This is a genomic window from Borrelia parkeri (genome assembly GCF_023035815.1).
GTDB classification, from domain to species: Bacteria; Spirochaetota; Spirochaetia; order Borreliales; family Borreliaceae; genus Borrelia; species Borrelia parkeri.
The window spans coordinates 474,322-492,299 of record NZ_CP073159.1 but is presented as its reverse complement, the minus strand read 5'-3'; the positions used below and the strand labels follow the sequence as shown (position 1 = coordinate 492,299).

The following is a 17,978-nucleotide window of genomic DNA, read 5'->3' as shown; positions in this document are numbered from 1 at the left end:
ATTAAGTTCTCCAAATTGCAGCGTAACTTCTCTTGCCCTTAAATTTTCTATGAGAATAAAGATTGCAATTACAATAAGTACACAAACCGGAATCCTCAACATCTAACTTAAAATTAGAAATCAATCCCAAATTAAAATTGGCATTGTCAAAATATATTTTATCATCCTTTTTATAAAAAGACATATCTAATAACTTCTTACTAAATTTTAAATTTATTTCTGATAAAAACTCTGATGAAACCTCATAACAACATAACCTATTATAAGGCCCAAATACAATTTTCAGATCCTCAAAATTTGAACCCATACTCTCAAACATAAATAACATTTTCAAAATAATGAGCTTAAAACTACCCTTATATCCACTATGAGCAAGTCCGATATATTTTTTTGATTTGTCAAATATATATATTGGAAGACAGTCTGCATAGTAAGCAAGAAGGGCAACATTGCAGGAAGAAGAGACAAGTCCATCTCCCTCCTGAAAATTAACAAAATCATCAGAAACTTCATAAACAACATTCGTATGTAACTGTTTTAAATATTTAACTTTTTTATCTTTAGGAATAAAACTTAAATTATCAATACTAATATCTCTTATATTTAAATCAAAAGGCTTTTTAGTATAGATCAATTTAATGTTAGGATCTATTTTGAACTCATAATAAAATTCACTCTCTACTACTCTCATAATCTAAATTCTTCACCTAAATAAAGCTTTTTAGCTTTTTCACTATTTATAATATAATCAACATTTCCCTCATCAAGCACCTGCCCTTGATAAATAATATAAGCCCTATCTATTATATCAAAAGCATCTCTTACATTATGATCAGTAATTAAAACTCCAATATTCTTGCTTTTCAAAATCCTTATTATATCTTTTATATCTCCAATAGCAATAGGATCAATACCTGCAAAAGGCTCATCAAGCAATAAAAAATATGGACTCACTGCTAAAGCCCTAGCTATTTCAGTCCGTCTTCTCTCTCCACCAGAGAGAGTATAAGCCTTTTGATGTTGTATTCTCTTGATTTCAAAGTCTTTAAGCAGATTTACAAGTTCCATTTTACGCTCAGCTTGAGATAAATCTTCTCGTCTCTCAAGAGCAATTAAAATATTATCTTCAACTGTAAGCTCCCTAAAAATAGATGGTTCTTGTGGCAGGTACACAATTCCTAGCCTTGCCCGCTCATACATGTTAAGACCAGAAATATCATGACTATTTATCAAAACACGTCCACTATTAGCTTTAATAAAACCTACAATAGTATAAAATGTTGTAGTTTTCCCAGCACCATTTGGACCAAGCAAACCTACAACTTCACCTCGATGAACATCAATGGTCACACCATTAACTGCTAATTTTTTGCCATATCTCTTAACAACATTATCTGCCTTAAGAACAATATTAGTAACAGTATCAAGGCTAAGCTTTTCTTTGATCGACTTTACGTTATTTTTTTTGTTGAGGAACATCTCCCTCCATTTGAGTAAATTTACCTTCAACATCACCCTCAAGATTATATTTTTTGGTTTCTGTATTAAAAATTATCCTTGAAGCAGAATAATAATTATCATCTTGATAAATCACTGGAATACCTTCAAGAACAATCTCTTTGTCTTCCTTGTTATAAATTCCGTTTTCAGCTCGTGCAAAAATATCACCTTTATATATCTTAACAGAATACTGCATAATATAAACACTTGTCTTACGACTACCTTCTATTCTTTCAGCTTTAACAATAAGTTCATTTTCCAAATCTTCAAGCTCAACACCTTTTTGAAGATAAAAATTATCTAATTTTCTATTAACAAATAAAAATTGTGACTTAACATTCATTTTATTTACATAATCTTCATAATAAACATTGCCACGGGCCTCAATATAAGCACTCCCTTCACCATAAATTTCAATCTCATCAGCTCTAAGCTTAAAATCAGAAGAAATCACCTCAGGATTTCCTTTTAAAATAACTCTCCTATAAACAGAAGAAAAAACACCATGTGAAAAATCCGCTCTAAAAGTAAATTCATTCTTTTTTTGTGCATCCCCTTCGGTTTTCATTTTAGAAGACTTATTGAAGTTCTTTTCATCTTGTGCATAACTACTTAAAAAAGAAATACAAACCAAACAGATAACTAAACTTCTCATCTTACAAGTCCCTCAATACCAGAATAAAAATAAAAATTATTATTCTTCAAAAAATATGAAAAACCCTTTCCAGTCATATTACTCTCATTAAACCTAATAAACACTAACTCATTTGGAGGGGATAATAGTTTTTTTTCATTATCTTTCCATAAAAGCCTATTGGTATTAATAAGATAATAGTTATTCACATCTTCTATTTTTAACTCCACAGAATCCTTCATATCTAAATCTTTAGTAACATGCGAGCCTTCTAAACTATTAAATCTACCTGAAATCCTATTTTCCAAAGCATGATACAAAAATCTTCCATTATCAATTTTATAAATCTTGTAATAATTAAAATAATTAAAGCTTAAAGCTTCCAATATAGTTTGCTTCTTTCCACCTACAACATTATGATAACTAATCCCCAATATTTGTATTGAAGGGGTTTCTTTTGCAGCTCCTGTCCTACCAGAATGCTCATCGTAATCAAAAGTACAATTTAAGAAAAGCAAAATCGACAAAAAATAAAACAAAGCAAATCTCATTATAAAATCCTTACACAAGCTTATAAAAAAGATATATTTTAAGCTTTACAATTGAAAAAAAATACCAAAAACTCAATACTACTCTCACTCATCAGATTTAAGTAATTATTATCCACATCAGTTAAATCTAAAAAATCTGCAATATAAACTAATCACAACATATAAAATTCTGCTTTTCTTTAAAACAGTTCATCTTTATGACTACTCAAAAATACTACAACAATTATGCAATACTCCTAAAAATTTTTCACTAAAATTTCTCTTATACTGCCACGTCTAATTGGATTTGAATTAATAAATCTTTTCGCATCAACAAAAGTAACATTATAGTTTTTATATAGTTCAAGACTAGACTCGGTATCAGAATTTGAAAGTAAGAACTTAGCCCCTTTTTTGTCTATTTTGTCACAAAAATGTAATAATTTTTCATGCATTCTAAAATCAAATCCATACTTACTATAACTTGTAAAATTACTTGTTTTGGAATAAGGAATATAAGGTGGATCAAGATAAACAAAATCATCTTTTTTTATAAAATCAAGTAAACAAAAAAAATCTAGATTTAAAATCTTAACCTCCCGTAAAAGCTTAGAAGCCAATTGTAAATTTTTAATTTCATAAAGACTAATTTTTTTATGTTTACCAAAAGGAGTATTAAATCTCCCATTACCATTTTCCCTATAAAGACCATTATAGCAAGTTTTATTCAAATAAAGAAAAATACATGCCTTTTCTAAATTAGTCAAATTTTCATTATTAAAACTATTTCTAATACAAACATAATACTCCTTAGTTAAAGGAGCATTATTATATTTCTCAATTTCTAATAGAAAATTATCTAAATTATAGGCAATTTCCCTATAAAAATTAATTAAATTAGAATTTATATCATTAATAATTGAATTTTTTAAATTCAAAGCAAAAAATAATGCCCCTCCACCTATAAAAGGTTCGATATAATTATTAAAAGCAAGAGGAATATTATCTAAAATAGAGCTCAACAAATTTTTCTTACCACCAGCCCATTTTAAGATAGGCCGTATTGCAATGTTCATATCAACATTAAACATAATAATGTTCAAATTCATCGTCCCTTTTATAAGTTAAAATTTCATTTTCTTTAAACCAAAGGGATACTTCACGAAGAGCATCATCAACATTAGCAGAAGCATGAATTACATTATAAACTGAAAATTCCTTCTCATTCGCATAGTTAAAACTATGATAAGCAAAATCACCTCTAATTGTTCCAGGAGAAGCCATCTTTGGTTCTGTAGAACCACAAAATTTTCTAACAACTTCAACAGCTTCAACACCTTCAACAACAAACACAAAAACTGGAGAACTTATTATAAAATTAATCAAAGATTGCCAAACAAACTCACCATGCCTTACAGCAATATCATCATATAAATAATGTGCCTCAGCCATTTCTCTATCAACTAAAATCATCTTAGCAGCCACAATTTTCAGTCCCGTTCTTTCAAATCTAGAAATCACATTGCCAATTAACCCCCTCCTAACGCCATCAGGTTTAATAATACATAAAGTTCTTTGTATTAAAGTAGACATAAAAACCTCCCAATGTTTTCATTACAATTCAAGTTAATTATAAGACATAACTTATTAAGTTTATAAACATAAATTTCAAAAAATAAATAAAAAATATCGAAAAAAATAATCTATTTTTAAAAAGTTTAATTTTTAAAAATTAATACATCAATATAAAAACATGTCAAAGTATCTTACTGTGTTATTAAGCTTAAAAAAAGATATACCTATAAATAAATTTAATATCTGAAACTACAAATTAGAAAATTAAAACTAATACTTCAATAATAGAAAAAAAATCAATTGAAACACTTTTTAAAAGTTATAAAAATAAATACCTAAGCTTACATCTTAAGTCTTAAACGCAAAGCCCTCAGAGTAGTAATTTTATCTGCATTACTAATACTACCTCCAGCAGGAAGACCAGATGCTATTCTTGTAACATTAATACCTAAATTCTTTAAAATGCCACTAATATAATTTGCCGTTACATCCCCTTCGATACTGAATTCTGTAGCAATAATCACTTCCTGAGCCCCAAGGTCCCTAACATAATTTTCTAATTTATCAAGATTTAGCCTATTTGGACCAATATCTCTTAAAGGATCAAGATGACCATGAAGCACAAAATACAATCCATCATATTCTCTAGTAGACTCAATAACCTCTAAGTCTTGCGGCATCTCCACAACACAAATCATATCTTTACATCTACTTAAATCCATACAAATATTACAAAATTCTCCCTCAGCAAAATTATAACAATTTTTACATTTTCTTATACTAGAATGAAACCTTATTAAAATTTGTCCCAAAGCTCTTGAATACTCCTCACCATTGTACAAAATATCATAAACCATTCGTACTGCTGTCTTTCTACCTATACCTGGTAACTTAGAAAGTAAAACAACTAAATCTTGTATAATCAAATCTTAAATCCCAAATGGAATAGAACCCATTGTTTTTGACTTTATCTCTTCCTTAACCTTAGAAATAGCATCATTAAAAGCCGATTTTATCATGTGCTCAAGGGCCTCATTATCTAAATCACTAAAAAATTCTTCCTTAATTGCAACTTTCTTAACAACAAATTCTCCATTCATCTCAATAACGACAACATCGCTTCCTGCTCTTCCACAGACAACAATTTGAGATATTTCTTTTTTAAAATTATCAATATTATCTTTAAACCCTGACATATTCTTTAAAAAATCTAATGGATTTACTGCCATATCCTATTACTTTACCTCACTTGCTCCAAAAATGTTTTTAATTTTTAGTACCTTACTATCAAACTCATCATCATCATCCTTAAACTGTTTTTGAAATACAACATTTAATCTGGGAAATTCTTTACAAAATTCAGCTCTTATCTCATTCTGATAGGCCTGTAGCTGATTATACTCAAATCCACTAAAAATTTTATAATAAAGCACATCATTGTCAATCAAAACCTCTCCTGAATATACTAAAGTTTGAACATACTTAGATACTAAATAAACAAAACTTTCTTTAATTTTATCATTATCATCTACCTTATCAAAATTATCTTTTGTTTCTATAAAAATTTCATCAATATCATTGCCATTAAGGTCAAGATGAGTAGAGACTTTAACTTCGGTCTTTAATGCAGTTTCAGTTTTATCAAGACCCAATTCTACTGGATCTACTGAAGAGATATTTCCTAATTTTGGTTCTACATCCGTATCGAAATCAGTATCATTTAAATTCAAACCAACCTCATCAAGCACCTTAGCTTCAATATCTTGAATTTGCTTAATTAAAACATGACTGGGCACGTAATCTTTAAGTCTAAGTATCTTAATAAAATTAATCTCAAGTTCATATTTAGGATTCACTGAAAACTGCAAATCCCTATAAGTTTCAAGTAGTACACTAATACTTCTCTCAACATGCTTCAAGTCAAAACTTAATAATTTTTCTTTTAAACTCTCAGGTTTAATACCAATAAACATAAGATTTTTAATACCTAATTTTAGAAATAATATCTCTCTAAAAAACTCAATCGTATCAAGAAGAAATTGCTCACATGAAATCCCGGTTAAAAAAACAGCATCTAAAATACAAAGCAATTCTTTTAAATCATCATTAAGAATGCTTAGTGACAATTTTTCTAAAAACTCACTACTAGTAAACCCCATCTTGGATCTAATCTGTTCAAATTGTATATTGGAATTACTTAATGACACAATCTGATCAAATAGAGTATAAGCATCCCTTACACTTCCTCCACTCTTATAAGCAATCCACCTTAAAGCCTCATCTTCATATTTAATGTTATCTTCAAGACAAACATGCTTTAACATTTCATAAACCTTATCCAAAGGCAAAAGTCTAAAATTAAAATGTTGACACCTACTCTTTATTGTATCTGGAAGCTTGTGTACCTCTGTAGTAGCAAAAATAAAAACAATATAACTGGGAGGCTCTTCAATTGTTTTTAAAAGAGCATTGAAAGCAGAATTTGAAAGCATATGCACTTCATCAATAATATAAACCCTATATCTAGAGCTGGCAGGGGGAAACATTATCTCTTCTTTAATTTGTTTAACATCTTGAACAGAAGTATTTGAAGCACCATCAATCTCAATAATATCAAGCTTATTATCATTATCAATAGATTTACAACTGAAACACATATCACAAGGTATAATTGTTGGCCCTATTTTACAGTTCAAACATCGTGCAAAAGCCCTTGCAGAAGAAGTCTTACCAACTCCTCGTGGTCCTGAAAATATATAAGCATTTGCTATCTTATTATTTTCTATTGAATGTTTTAAGGTTTCAACAACAAAATCTTGCCCCTCAAGAGAATTTAAATCTCTGGGACGCCTCTTAATGGCAGTACCTCTAGCAGATATCATCCCATCTCCCCATATACTAACAAAAATCTTACTTAAACCTTAAATTACACAAAATCAAAAGCATTCAAACAATAAAAATTATTATTTGACAATGTATATATCAATACTTATGATCAAGTATTAATTTTATAAAAGCATATTTGCCTATTTAACTAAAATAAATTTATCCTAAGATTTGCGCACTCATTGAGTAATTACTTACCGCTGCTACCTTCCAGTCCTGACGGGATTAGGCAACACTCAATAGTGCGGATCCTAGGAATCGGAGAAAATGGGATTCGAACCCATGATACATTTTCATGTATACACGCTTTCCAAGCGTGCGCCTTAAGCCGCTCGGCCATCTCTCCAAAACCAACAACTTTCCGTGCCCAAGAGGATTTGAACCTCTGACCTTCAGAACCGCAATCTAATGCTCTATCCAGCTGAGCTATGGGCACAAACAAACATTCAATTTCAATTGTAATAAAAATTATTATTTATTACAATAAAATCAAATTTATAACAAATAATCAAAAATATTATTCAAAATTAAAGCATTAATTCATCTCTAAAAAGGAGCAATAAATGACAATTAAACTTCCAACCATAATAGCAACATTTTTACTAATAATATCATGCACAAAACATGCACAAAAAATAGAAAATGCTGAAATTAATATTGAAAAAAAAATTATCAAAGAAACCATAACTGATGAAGATAATAATATTTTTCACATAGACGCCCAAATTCCCATTACAGAAGGTCTAGAACTTAGCTTTGAAAAGTTTATAAAAGAATGGAAAACTCATAAAACCGAATCTCTTAAAACAAAAAAATCAAAAAACCATAACTATGAATCTTTTTATTATTCTGACTTTGAAATATTTAAAAACCCAGACCTTAAAATCACATCAATTCTATACAGTCAATACACAATAGACAAGTATGATGCAAATGGAATTACAACATATCATCCAATTAATCTAAGAGGAAAAGAAAAAATAAAACTCTCAGATATAATTTCAAAAGATCAATTAGACTCTTTGATGCAAGTACTAAGAACACAGGTAGAGACAGATTTTAAAAAATTTAGTATTCATTCCGATAATAAATCTAAATTTGAAGAAGAATTTGAAAAAGCTTTCAAACAATATAAATATTACTTTAAAAACAATAACGTAGTAATCTTTTATGACGTACTCACAATACGACCACGAGTAGATGGAAAAATTGAATTTATATTTCCAATCGATAATAATACCGAAAACTGATTGTCAAATTTGCTCATAATAAAATAAGCAACGGAGAGGGTGAGATTCGAACTCACGGTAGGCTAAACCTACGACGGTTTTCAAGACCGTAGCATTAAACCACTCTGCCACCTCTCCCAAGCTATTACCATACTAATAAACTAAAGAAATCTTTGTCAAGTTAACCCTTAACAAAAACTCTTACGGAGAGAATGGGATTCGAACCCATGGTCCCCTTTTTAAAAGGACAACTTCTTAGCAGGAAGCCCCATTCGGCCACTCTGGCATCTCTCCTTGTAGCCATACTAATAAATAGTATATTAGAGTCATTACATTGTCAACAAAAAAACAACTTTCAATCTTAATAATTGATCTTAAAATCCCTATAAGCTTCTATTAAATCCCTAATATCTTTAATTGCAACATCCAATTTAAATTGCATAAGTTCATCTGAAAAAATATTCTTAGTAATTTCTACCTCATTGTTATTAGCTCTAAGTTCAATATGCTCATCTTTAATTTTCCAAATATATGGACAAAGTCTAGTATCATAATCAAAAACAAAAACAGGATCTTTTAAATTCAAAGAATTGTCAATAAAGAACAAATATTCCAACGTCCACCTGCCCTTCAAAACCATTGCAAATTCATCCAGGAGTTCTTCAATCAAAATATCTTCTCTAGATTCAAGTAGATTTAAAAATTTAGAATAAGTATCTGGCTTAATTTCACAAAGCTTTTTTATATAAAAATAAGCATCTTCAAGTTCACGATTTCTTAAAAAAAACAAAAACGCATAAAAACAAACTGAATCCATATTAGGATAATCTAACAACATTCTATCAATAGATCTTTTAGGAGAAAAATTCAAAAGCTCTATTGTAGCAATATGCATATTATATATTGTATAGATATTAGGAAAACTTAAAATAGCTTTTACATAAGATTTAGTGGCTTGCGTCATATTACCTATTTTATGCAAAATAGTTGCTCTATTATGCCAAATATATTTAGAATAATTTGAATCTGTTAAAAACTTCTCAGAAAGTTTAATCGCACTACTGATCTCTCCAATAGAATAAAGGTAATACATCAAATAATTAACAACAAGAGAAAGATTAGCCTCTTTAAAACTCTCATCTATCTCAAATGGTTTAGCACTATTAAATATACAATTATTTTTTAAAAACCAAGCATTCAATTTAACAAGAGCATTATTCTTATCCACATCAACAGCTTTAATAAGCATTTGGGTAGCTTCATCTTTTCTGCCCAGTATCTCAAGCAAAATAGCAGCATTATTAATAGCCTGAATCAAGCTAGGATGTTGCTGGCTAGATTTTAAAAAATAATTCAAAGACTTTTCATAATCTTTTAATCCAAAATAAAAAACACCAAGATTATAATTTTGGAAATAACTCAATTCACCTTTCTGATCTTCAAACTTACCATAATGTAAAAGTTTAATTAAAAAACGATACTCACTTAAAACAGGATAAGTATCTAATACATATAGGAGTGCCTTATAATCCTTAAGTCTAAAATAAATAAGAGATTTAAGAGCTAGAGAATCAAAACTATCATCAAAAACATCCAGATTTAAAAGCGCGTTCTTAAGATCGCCATTCTTATAAAGCTCTAAGGCTTTTTCAAAATCAATACTATTCATACTGCTTAAAAAACTCCATAGGTCTCACGGAAATTTCCTTCGAAAAAGACGCCTCATTGACACTCTTGTCTAAATTATAAGAAGCAACACTAATATAATAAAGCCTTCCATTCTCAAGACCTGTAATTCTAAAAGAAGTCTGATTACCAACATCAATAGGAGATGTCAAAATATTTACAGCTTTATCATGATAATTACCAGGACTAACGCCAATATAAATATAATAGCCACCAACATTACTACTAATAACGGGGAACCATTCAATCAATATCTCACCGGCTCCTGGGACAGCTTTTGTTATTAGAGGAGGAAAAGGTGGGGCCTCAGGTATATAAGTAAGAATCATGCTATAAAGAGATGGACTGTCTACAGGATCACCGCTTGGATAAAGTTCGACCTTAATTTGAATATATTTTGATACATCAAATTTAGGAAATCCATTTTTAGGATCAAAATGAATCCAATCTCCTGTTAAATTCTTTTTTATTTTTCCATTCTTATCTGTTCCATAAAACATCTTATTATCCAATCTATAATAATAAAAAATATCTGTATCTTTTGGCTTCACAGTATCAAATTCTACAGATAAAATTTGAGAATAATCTTTAGATAGCTTGATTGGTTCTGTAATAATATATCCTTTATCTCTTGAAAAGAAAGCATTATGTACTTCTTCAAAACTTTTATGAATTTCAAAATTCTCAATAGCCCCTGTAAAATACTGTCCCAATGTAAAATCAATAAAATTACCAATATTTAACAAATAACCAAAACCTTCTCTCTTATCAGCAGTAACATACTCTATGGCCTGAGGTTTAGAATCTATTAAATATTCCAGTAACCCATCTTTTTGCCTATACCTTACAGTATGTAAATGCCACTCTTTTGGAATAAAATCATCATCACTCTTAAGCTTAATCTTAATAGGTTCTCCATTATCATTTAAAAACACATTATTAAAATTCCAAACAAAAGTTCCGCCTTCACTCTCTAACCGAATGGCTTGATCTAGCCAAACACCTTTAATATTCTTATACCCGTTCCAACTTATAATAACTTCTCCAGTAACAGAAGTAGAACGGTATGCCCAAAACTGGATAGTAAAATCAGAAATTACATTACCTGAACAGAAAAAAGCCTTTTTTGTTAATGGTTTAAGCTTAATGGTATTTCGACTTGAATAAAAAATTAAAGAATTGCCTGCAATATTATGAAAAGAATTTGAAATTTTTGCATTATTTGAGTCAACAGAATAGTTTAAAGCAGCATCCTTAACAATACTGTCTTTTTCTATTTCTAATCTAAAATCAACATTATTAAAATCTAAAACTCCCTTATGCCTATCCAAATAAATTCCAAGGATACCTCTATCACCTCTCGTAAAGCTAATGTTATGAGCTTCCTGAATAAATTTAAATCCATCTTTAGCATCAAGAATCAACTTAAGTTCCTGAGAAAAAACACTAGAAAGACACAAACAAAATAGCACAAATATAAAAATTAATCTCATTATAGACCTTTATCTTTTTCAACGTAAAAAATCAAAAATATACAATAACCCAAATATGATATAATATTATATCACAAAAATAAAAATGATTACTTAGAAACAATAATAGATACAACATGAGAGACCATTTAAATTGTCTACACAAAAAAGTACAAGAATTTCCAACAACAAGTGGCTGTTATAAAATGTACTCACAAGACAACAAGATACTATACATTGGAAAAGCAAAAAATTTAAGAGCAAGATTAAAAAACTACTTTCTAGAAAAAATCAGTCTTAAAACAAAAATACTAATGAGAAACGTAGTAAATATAGAAGTAATTACCACAAACAGTGAATATGAAGCTCTACTCTTAGAGTGCAACTTAATCAAGGAGCACAAACCAGACTATAATATCAAATTAAAAGACGATAAAGGGTATCCTATGATCAGAATAACTTGTGAAAAATACCCAAAAGTCTTTAAAACTAGGAAAATAATAAATGACGGAAGTGAATACTTCGGTCCATACGTTAATGCAAAACACTTAGACTTAGTACTAAACCTTATCAACAAAACATTTAAAACTAGAAAATGCAAAAAAAAATCAAAAAACCCATGTCTTTATTTTCACATGGGTCAATGTCTTGGAGTATGTTACAGAAATGATCTTGAAGAAGAATACAAAGAAGAAGTAAACAAAATAAGACATATCTTAAATGGAAACATATCTAAACTGTTAGATGAAATTGAAATAAAAATGAAAGAGGTAATTAAAAGGGAAGATTTTGAATCAGCAATAAAGTTAAAAGAAACTAAAAGATCATTAATTGAGATAAGTCAAACACAGATAATTACAAAAATAAATAAACTTAGCACAGACTATATATACATTCATAAAACCGACAATTTAAATGTAATAGTAATATTTAAATACAAAGACGGCAAACTAGTAGAAAAAGACATAAATTTTGATGAAAGTATATATGAAGAGGATGAGCTAATAGCAGAATTTATAACACAGTACTATACATCTTTAAATATGATAGTACCTGATAAAATATGTATCTTTAAAAAGATTGAAACTGAAGATATTACAAAACTAATAAATGAACTTAAAAGTACAAATACTGAAATAGTTTATGAAGACACCAAAGACACTATAAAGATAATGGAAATGGCAATTTCCAACGCAGAAATCGCATTAAGATCATATAATAATGAAAAAAATAGAGCACTAGAAAATTTAAAGATCATTCTTGAAATGACAAAACTACCAAAAACAATTGAAGGATTTGATATTGCTCATCTTAATGGATATAAAACAGTAGCATCACTTGTCACCTTTAAAATGGGCAAATCCTTTAAAGATGGATACAGAGTTTATAAAATCAATTCACTAAATGATGGTGAAATTGATGACTTTAAAGCAATAAAAGAAATTATATCAAGGAGATACACAAAACTAATTAACGAACAATTAGAATTACCCAATTTAATATTAATCGATGGAGGAAAAGGTCAATTAAATGCTGCTTACTCCATTTTAAAAGGATTAAAAATTGAAGACAAAGTCACTATTTGTGCTCTAGCAAAACAAGAAGAAACAATATTTTTACCAAACAAAACACAAGGCATTAAACTCCCAAAAGGAAATCCCGCTCTTAAAATATTACAAAATGTTCGAGATGAAGCTCACAGAAAAGCAAATAACTTTAATAGAAAATTACGCAGAAATATAAAATTGAATTACAGTAAAATAGAAGGAATTGGAGAACAAAAAGCCAAAAATATTTTAAAAATGCTTGGAACATACAAAGATATATTTCTCTTAAACGAAGATGAAATAGCTCAAAAAATGAAAATCAACATCAAAATGGCTAAAAAAATAAAAAAATTCTCAGAAGATCAAAATTTGAAAAATACTCATTCCATAGAATCTTAATTTAACATTGCATATTATTAAAAAATAACGGTTAAAGATTAACATATACTAAAAAAGTCTTAAAAACTCTCACACATTGTCTTACAAAGACAATAACAACAATTACAAAATATTAGTAAATTTCAATTTAGAAGAAAAATTATCAAGTATGGTATCATCATGACTTAATAAAACTAATATCATAAAATATGATAAATTCAAATGCATATTTTTACCATAGATTCTTGCATATAAATCAAACTTATGTAAAAGTTTCAAAATAAATTTGATATCAAAAATCGAGTAATTTTTAAGTCCTATCTTATAAACTTTCTCTAATGAGATAAATATTTTATGTTTTTTAAAGACAGATGGAATGTCATGCAAACTCTCACAATCTATTTTGACCTTTAAAAATTTTTTAAACTGCCAACTAAGACTCATCACAATATTAACCAAATCTTCTCCTTGCTCCAGGATGGATTTAATCTTAACTAAAGCATACTCCATATCCTTTTTCAAAATTGATTCAAACAAGGAAAAAGAATTTTCAGGACGCATAAAACTAAGCCAAGAATTTACATCATGTTCATCAATGGTTTTATTTTTAATCATAAGAGCAAAGGAATTTATATAAAACTGCAAAATCTTAGTATCTGCATCTAACATAAAAAGCATTAAATGTATGGCTTTATCTGTAATTTTAATTCCAAGTTTAAAAAAACTTTTCTTTATAAATAAAAATTTATCAGTATCAGATAGCTCATAAAAAGTTTTCTTAACTAGATTCAAAGAATCTTTAGGATCAAAACTGATCGAATTTTCATTAGAAACAAAAATAATAATCTTATTTAAAGATTTTAAGATTGTACTATAAATCAACTCTAAATCCTTTTTATTTTTTAAATTTTCAGACTCATAAATAATAAAGACTTCCTCTTTAGAAAAAAAAGAATTGGTTAAAAGCCGTTCAGAAAGCTCTATTGATGATAATTCTGACATAAAAAGCTTAGTAATACATATATCATCAGCATTTAACTTACTAAAAATATCATTTAAATAAGCTTCCTTTAATCCCTGTTCTTTGCCTAAAAGTAAATAAATTTCTTTCATTTAAATAATATTATAATCCAAGTAATAAATATGTTATACTTCAATTATTAGGATAAAATATGAAAATTGCAATATTCACAGATACATATCTTCCAGATAAAAATGGAGTAGCAACATCTATAAAACAAATTAAAGAAGGTTTTGAAAGAAAAGGTCACAGTGTTTATATTTTCTGTCCACAATCTCAAAAAACAGATTTACAAGAAGACAATATTTACAGATGCTTCTCAATTAAATTAAATCATACAGTAGATGCCAAAATAGCATTCCCAAACAAAACAAGAATAAAAAAGATAATACAAGAATATCAACCTGAAATCATTCATACACATTCAGAATTCACTATGGGAAAAATTGGGAAAAAATTAGCACTACAACACAATATTCCAATAGTTCACACAAACCATACAATGTGGAATTATTATCTACATTACTTAGGAATTTTTAAATATTTAACTAATCCAGACAAAATGATGAGAAAATTTTATGACCAAATACATCATTTCATTTATCCATCAATTAAGTCACATGAAAAATATTTTCATCTTGCAACAAATGCTGACTATAAAATAATTCCAAATGGAGTAGACAGAAAAATTTTCATAAAAAACCTAAGCCAAGAAAAAAAACAAGAGATTTTAACCAAACATGGAATAAGTAAAAACGATAAAATCATAATCTTTGTTGGAAGAATAAATGAAGAAAAAAATATATGCTTATTAATAAAACATTTAAAAAAACTTCTAATTGAGAACAAAAATTGCAAGCTCATTCTCATAGGAAAGGGAAAAGAAGAAACGAAGGTAAGACGATTTAGAAAGCAATATAAACTTGAAAAACAAATAATACTCATTGGAACAATCCCATGGGAAGAAATGTATTACTATTATAAAATATCTGATGTATTTGCAAGTCTATCAAGAAGCGAAGTATATCCAATGACAACAATTGAGGCATTAACGGCTGGCATACCTGCGGTACTTATTAATGACATAATATACAAAGATGTAATTCAGCAAGGAAAAAATGGATTCTTAATAGATGATTATGAGGATTTGTACAAATACATAAAAGAAATAATAGAAAATGAAGAAAAATTACAAACTTTAAAAAAAAATACAGAAGAGACATCTATGATGTTTTCAAGCTCATTTTTTGTAGAAAAAATTGAACAGTATTATTTTGAAATCATTAAAAATAAAAAATATTAACGTAATTTGCTAAAATCCACGTTATGAATGGGGAATTTTATTCCCATATCATCTAAAACATTTTTAATATTTTCTGCTATGAAATATTGAAAATCCCAAAAAAACTCGGTTTTTACAAAAGATCTCACTTGCATGACTATGTAATAAGGGGTATATTCCTTTACAACAACACTAGGCTTCTTAATACTATATTGTTCCTTATTAAAGGAAAATACCAAATTTTCTATTCTACTTTTAAGAGAACCAATATCTGTGTCATAAGGTACCTGAAAATCGAATGCAATCCTCCTTTCAGGATTTGTAGAAAAATTAGTAACCGATGTATCTGTAAACTTACTATTTGGAATCTTAATAATTTTACCATCTACAGTTTTAAGTGTAGTAAAAAATATATGGATATCATTTACTTCACCCTCAACATCATCACAGCTAATGTAATCACCAATTTTAAAAAAACTGGAATTTAAAACAACAAAACCGCTAACAAAGTCAGATAAAATCCCTTGAGCAGCAAGACCAACCGCAAGACCTAGAGATCCAAATATAGCAAAAATAGAAGTTGTAGAAACACCAAGATAAGGTAAAATCATCAAAATTAATACCATATCCATCATCACTTTAAAAAATGACTTAAAAAAATTAAGAATAGTAGAATCTAATTTTGTCTCTAACTTAGATTTTTCAAAAGCACTAAAGAAAAGCCTCCCTACCCTTTTGACAAAAAACCTTGAAACACACCATACTACCAGAGCTACAAGAACCTTTAATCCATAAACTATTACCATTTCAAAAATTTCATTGACATAATCCTGAAAAACAAATATTTCTCTAAAGACACTTAACGTTTTTGACTGTTTATCCATAAGCTACTATGGTTATAGTACAAAAAAATAAAAGAAAAATACAATCTTTAAAAGACCTATCACTAAAACAAAAAATTAATATACAAAAGCACTTATACTAATAAATATTACATAGTTACTGTGATACAATGTAATTTAATCCACATACTCTTTAAAATTAGGATAAAAGATGCATGGATAAAACAAAAGAAACAGCATATGAATTACTAACATTATTTTATCTTGTACTAAAAATAACGACAATCACAATTGGTGGGGGATTATTAATAATATCTGAACTTAAAAAAATAATTGTCAATAAAAAAAAGCTAATATCTGATAAAGAGTTTAATGAAATACTTGCAACATCAAACGTAGTTCCAGGGGTAACAGCAATCAATTTTGCATTCTTAATTGGTAAAAAACTTAAAGGATTTAAAGGGGCAATTATGTTAACTATCGCTGGAATCCTACCATCCATATTCGTAATTACAATGATAGCCCTTTATGTAAATTTAAACTCAAATAACATCTACGCTCAAAAATTCCTTGAAGGTGCAAAAATATCATCAACAATAATAATGTCAATAATCATACTTGAATTTTCAAAAAAAATGCTAAAGCAATCAATAAAAAAATGGATAACATGCTTATTAATAACATATACACTATATAAGTTTCATATAGATATATCATATATACTGATAACGGTTTTATGCATATGTTCTCTAACATATACAATACAAAAAATATTCTTTCAAAAAAAGGTATAAATTTGATCCTAATAAATCTATTCATTACATTTTTCAAAATAGGAATTTTAAATTTCGGTGGAGGAAACGGAATTGCAACGATTATCCATAAAGAAATCATTGATAATAAGGGATGGATAACAAAAGAAGAATTCATCAATATCATTACAATATCTAGAATTACTCCAGGTCCTGTTGCTACCAATATAGCAACATATGTTGGCACCAAAGTAGCTGGTATTACTGGTGCAATAATTGCCACAATAGCTCTAATAACGGCTCCCATATTAATTATTACCTTTATAACATTAACACTACATAAGATAAATTTCTTAAATTATTACCTTAAAAGCTTAAGACCTGTAATTATAGCATTATGGATAATGACAATAATTATTCTATTTGAAAGTATATTTTTAAAAATAAACTACAATGGTACAGAATTTTTAAAAAGCTTTGCACTTGCAGGATTAAACTTAATAATTTTATTATTTTACAAAAACATCACTCCTGCAATACTAATCATATCTAGTGGAATATTATATATTTTTATGTAAAGATGCTTAAACAAAACTTAAAATTAACACAAATTAATATAATCAAAATTCTAGATCTTGACAAAC

Annotated in this window: 18 protein-coding genes, 4 tRNA genes and 1 other RNA gene; 5 read left to right on the top strand and 18 right to left on the bottom strand. The window is 28.2% G+C overall.

Features of this window, described 5'->3' with window-relative positions:
• Position 1: 1 nt before the first annotated feature.
• From pgeF to bpSLO_RS02305, 12 genes are all read right to left on the bottom strand, one after another.
• Entirely contained in the window at positions 2-691 is a 690-nt protein-coding gene (pgeF, locus tag bpSLO_RS02360) for a peptidoglycan editing factor PgeF (RefSeq protein WP_025375482.1), read from the bottom strand.
• On the bottom strand, positions 688-1,479 hold the full coding sequence (gene lptB, locus bpSLO_RS02355; protein WP_025375481.1) for an LPS export ABC transporter ATP-binding protein: 792 nt from the start codon (positions 1,477-1,479) through the stop codon (positions 688-690). The genes pgeF and lptB overlap by 4 nt, the downstream gene beginning before the upstream one ends.
• Positions 1,457-2,155: an LptA/OstA family protein gene (locus tag bpSLO_RS02350; RefSeq protein WP_025375480.1), complete on the bottom strand. Its 699-nt coding sequence runs from the start codon at positions 2,153-2,155 to the stop codon at positions 1,457-1,459. The genes lptB and bpSLO_RS02350 overlap by 23 nt, the downstream gene beginning before the upstream one ends.
• On the bottom strand, positions 2,152-2,685 hold the full coding sequence (locus bpSLO_RS02345) for a hypothetical protein (RefSeq protein ID WP_025375479.1): 534 nt from the start codon (positions 2,683-2,685) through the stop codon (positions 2,152-2,154). The genes bpSLO_RS02350 and bpSLO_RS02345 overlap by 4 nt, the downstream gene beginning before the upstream one ends.
• 236 nt (positions 2,686-2,921) lie before the next feature.
• Positions 2,922-3,773: a DNA adenine methylase gene (locus bpSLO_RS02340; RefSeq protein ID WP_241803677.1), complete on the bottom strand. Its 852-nt coding sequence runs from the start codon at positions 3,771-3,773 to the stop codon at positions 2,922-2,924.
• Entirely contained in the window at positions 3,748-4,257 is a 510-nt protein-coding gene (locus tag bpSLO_RS02335; protein ID WP_025375477.1) for a nucleoside-diphosphate kinase, read from the bottom strand. Before bpSLO_RS02335 ends, bpSLO_RS02340 begins: the two co-directional genes overlap by 26 nt.
• Before the next feature lie 323 nt (positions 4,258-4,580).
• Positions 4,581-5,165, bottom strand: coding sequence for a recombination mediator RecR (recR, locus tag bpSLO_RS02330; protein WP_025375476.1), 585 nt, complete (start codon positions 5,163-5,165; stop codon positions 4,581-4,583).
• Between the two features lie 3 nt (positions 5,166-5,168).
• Complete coding sequence (locus bpSLO_RS02325; protein WP_025375475.1) at positions 5,169-5,468, bottom strand: YbaB/EbfC family nucleoid-associated protein; 300 nt, start codon at positions 5,466-5,468, stop codon at positions 5,169-5,171.
• 6 nt (positions 5,469-5,474) lie between these two features.
• The gene (gene dnaX / locus bpSLO_RS02320; protein ID WP_025375474.1) at positions 5,475-7,121 is read right to left on the bottom strand and encodes a DNA polymerase III subunit gamma/tau; all 1,647 of its coding nucleotides are present in this window, start codon (positions 7,119-7,121) and stop codon (positions 5,475-5,477) included.
• Positions 7,122-7,284: 163 nt separating this feature from the next.
• An RNA gene (gene ffs, locus bpSLO_RS02315) (signal recognition particle sRNA small type) lies at positions 7,285-7,382 on the bottom strand.
• Between the two features lie 2 nt (positions 7,383-7,384).
• Positions 7,385-7,471, bottom strand: a tRNA-Ser gene (locus bpSLO_RS02310).
• A gap of 16 nt (positions 7,472-7,487) precedes the next feature.
• Positions 7,488-7,561 (bottom strand) — tRNA-Arg (locus bpSLO_RS02305).
• Between the two features lie 127 nt (positions 7,562-7,688).
• Here bpSLO_RS02305 and bpSLO_RS02300 point away from each other — a divergent pair.
• On the top strand, positions 7,689-8,375 hold the full coding sequence (locus bpSLO_RS02300; RefSeq protein ID WP_156768624.1) for a DUF3298 domain-containing protein: 687 nt from the start codon (positions 7,689-7,691) through the stop codon (positions 8,373-8,375).
• A gap of 31 nt (positions 8,376-8,406) precedes the next feature.
• Here bpSLO_RS02300 and bpSLO_RS02295 read toward each other — a convergent pair.
• The 4 genes from bpSLO_RS02295 to bpSLO_RS02280 all read right to left on the bottom strand — a co-directional run bounded on the left by bpSLO_RS02295 (position 8,407) and on the right by bpSLO_RS02280 (position 11,533).
• Positions 8,407-8,492 (bottom strand) — tRNA-Ser (locus bpSLO_RS02295).
• A 66-nt stretch (positions 8,493-8,558) separates the two neighbouring features.
• Positions 8,559-8,648, bottom strand: a tRNA-Ser gene (locus tag bpSLO_RS02290).
• Positions 8,649-8,715: 67 nt separating this feature from the next.
• Positions 8,716-10,023: a tetratricopeptide repeat protein gene (locus tag bpSLO_RS02285; protein WP_025407395.1), complete on the bottom strand. Its 1,308-nt coding sequence runs from the start codon at positions 10,021-10,023 to the stop codon at positions 8,716-8,718.
• Positions 10,016-11,533, bottom strand: coding sequence for a fibronectin type III domain-containing protein (locus bpSLO_RS02280; RefSeq protein WP_025375472.1), 1,518 nt, complete (start codon positions 11,531-11,533; stop codon positions 10,016-10,018). Before bpSLO_RS02280 ends, bpSLO_RS02285 begins: the two co-directional genes overlap by 8 nt.
• Positions 11,534-11,649: 116 nt before the next feature.
• On the opposite strand from bpSLO_RS02280, the gene uvrC reads away from it, so the two are divergent.
• On the top strand, positions 11,650-13,458 hold the full coding sequence (uvrC, locus tag bpSLO_RS02275) for an excinuclease ABC subunit UvrC (protein ID WP_025407396.1): 1,809 nt from the start codon (positions 11,650-11,652) through the stop codon (positions 13,456-13,458).
• Between the two features lie 102 nt (positions 13,459-13,560).
• Here uvrC and holA read toward each other — a convergent pair whose 3' ends face one another.
• Positions 13,561-14,550: a DNA polymerase III subunit delta gene (holA, locus tag bpSLO_RS02270; RefSeq protein ID WP_025407397.1), complete on the bottom strand. Its 990-nt coding sequence runs from the start codon at positions 14,548-14,550 to the stop codon at positions 13,561-13,563.
• A 59-nt stretch (positions 14,551-14,609) separates the two neighbouring features.
• Here holA and bpSLO_RS02265 point away from each other — a divergent pair, with 59 nt between their 5' ends.
• The gene (locus bpSLO_RS02265) at positions 14,610-15,761 is read left to right on the top strand and encodes a glycosyltransferase (protein ID WP_025375469.1); all 1,152 of its coding nucleotides are present in this window, start codon (positions 14,610-14,612) and stop codon (positions 15,759-15,761) included.
• Here bpSLO_RS02265 and bpSLO_RS02260 read toward each other — a convergent pair.
• Positions 15,758-16,624: a mechanosensitive ion channel family protein gene (locus bpSLO_RS02260; RefSeq protein ID WP_025375468.1), complete on the bottom strand. Its 867-nt coding sequence runs from the start codon at positions 16,622-16,624 to the stop codon at positions 15,758-15,760. The genes bpSLO_RS02265 and bpSLO_RS02260 overlap by 4 nt on opposite strands.
• 173 nt (positions 16,625-16,797) lie before the next feature.
• On the opposite strand from bpSLO_RS02260, the gene bpSLO_RS02255 reads away from it, so the two are divergent.
• Both bpSLO_RS02255 and bpSLO_RS02250 read left to right on the top strand, forming a co-directional pair.
• The gene (locus bpSLO_RS02255) at positions 16,798-17,376 is read left to right on the top strand and encodes a chromate transporter (protein ID WP_025375467.1); all 579 of its coding nucleotides are present in this window, start codon (positions 16,798-16,800) and stop codon (positions 17,374-17,376) included.
• 2 nt (positions 17,377-17,378) lie between these two features.
• On the top strand, positions 17,379-17,912 hold the full coding sequence (locus bpSLO_RS02250) for a chromate transporter (protein WP_025407398.1): 534 nt from the start codon (positions 17,379-17,381) through the stop codon (positions 17,910-17,912).
• Positions 17,913-17,978: the final 66 nt, after the last annotated feature.

What these genes read in the sequence shown, in the direction of transcription:
- bpSLO_RS02280 (WP_025375472.1), bottom strand. Translation starts at nt 11,533, where the DNA reads ATGAGATTAATTTTTATATTTGTGCTATTTTGTTTGTGTCTTTCTAGT.
- bpSLO_RS02350 (WP_025375480.1), bottom strand. Translation starts at nt 2,155, where the DNA reads ATGAGAAGTTTAGTTATCTGTTTGGTTTGTATTTCTTTTTTAAGTAGT.
- bpSLO_RS02285 (WP_025407395.1), bottom strand. Translation starts at nt 10,023, where the DNA reads ATGAATAGTATTGATTTTGAAAAAGCCTTAGAGCTTTATAAGAATGGC.
- bpSLO_RS02335 (WP_025375477.1), bottom strand. Translation starts at nt 4,257, where the DNA reads ATGTCTACTTTAATACAAAGAACTTTATGTATTATTAAACCTGATGGC.
- bpSLO_RS02325 (WP_025375475.1), bottom strand. Translation starts at nt 5,468, where the DNA reads ATGGCAGTAAATCCATTAGATTTTTTAAAGAATATGTCAGGGTTTAAA.
- bpSLO_RS02265 (WP_025375469.1), top strand. Translation starts at nt 14,610, where the DNA reads ATGAAAATTGCAATATTCACAGATACATATCTTCCAGATAAAAATGGA.
- holA (WP_025407397.1), bottom strand. Translation starts at nt 14,550, where the DNA reads ATGAAAGAAATTTATTTACTTTTAGGCAAAGAACAGGGATTAAAGGAA.
- bpSLO_RS02255 (WP_025375467.1), top strand. Translation starts at nt 16,798, where the DNA reads ATGGATAAAACAAAAGAAACAGCATATGAATTACTAACATTATTTTAT.
- uvrC (WP_025407396.1), top strand. Translation starts at nt 11,650, where the DNA reads ATGAGAGACCATTTAAATTGTCTACACAAAAAAGTACAAGAATTTCCA.
- bpSLO_RS02260 (WP_025375468.1), bottom strand. Translation starts at nt 16,624, where the DNA reads ATGGATAAACAGTCAAAAACGTTAAGTGTCTTTAGAGAAATATTTGTT.
- pgeF (WP_025375482.1), bottom strand. Translation starts at nt 691, where the DNA reads ATGAGAGTAGTAGAGAGTGAATTTTATTATGAGTTCAAAATAGATCCT.
- bpSLO_RS02340 (WP_241803677.1), bottom strand. Translation starts at nt 3,773, where the DNA reads ATGAATTTGAACATTATTATGTTTAATGTTGATATGAACATTGCAATA.
- dnaX (WP_025375474.1), bottom strand. Translation starts at nt 7,121, where the DNA reads ATGATATCTGCTAGAGGTACTGCCATTAAGAGGCGTCCCAGAGATTTA.
- bpSLO_RS02300 (WP_156768624.1), top strand. Translation starts at nt 7,689, where the DNA reads ATGACAATTAAACTTCCAACCATAATAGCAACATTTTTACTAATAATA.
- lptB (WP_025375481.1), bottom strand. Translation starts at nt 1,479, where the DNA reads ATGTTCCTCAACAAAAAAAATAACGTAAAGTCGATCAAAGAAAAGCTT.
- bpSLO_RS02345 (WP_025375479.1), bottom strand. Translation starts at nt 2,685, where the DNA reads ATGAGATTTGCTTTGTTTTATTTTTTGTCGATTTTGCTTTTCTTAAAT.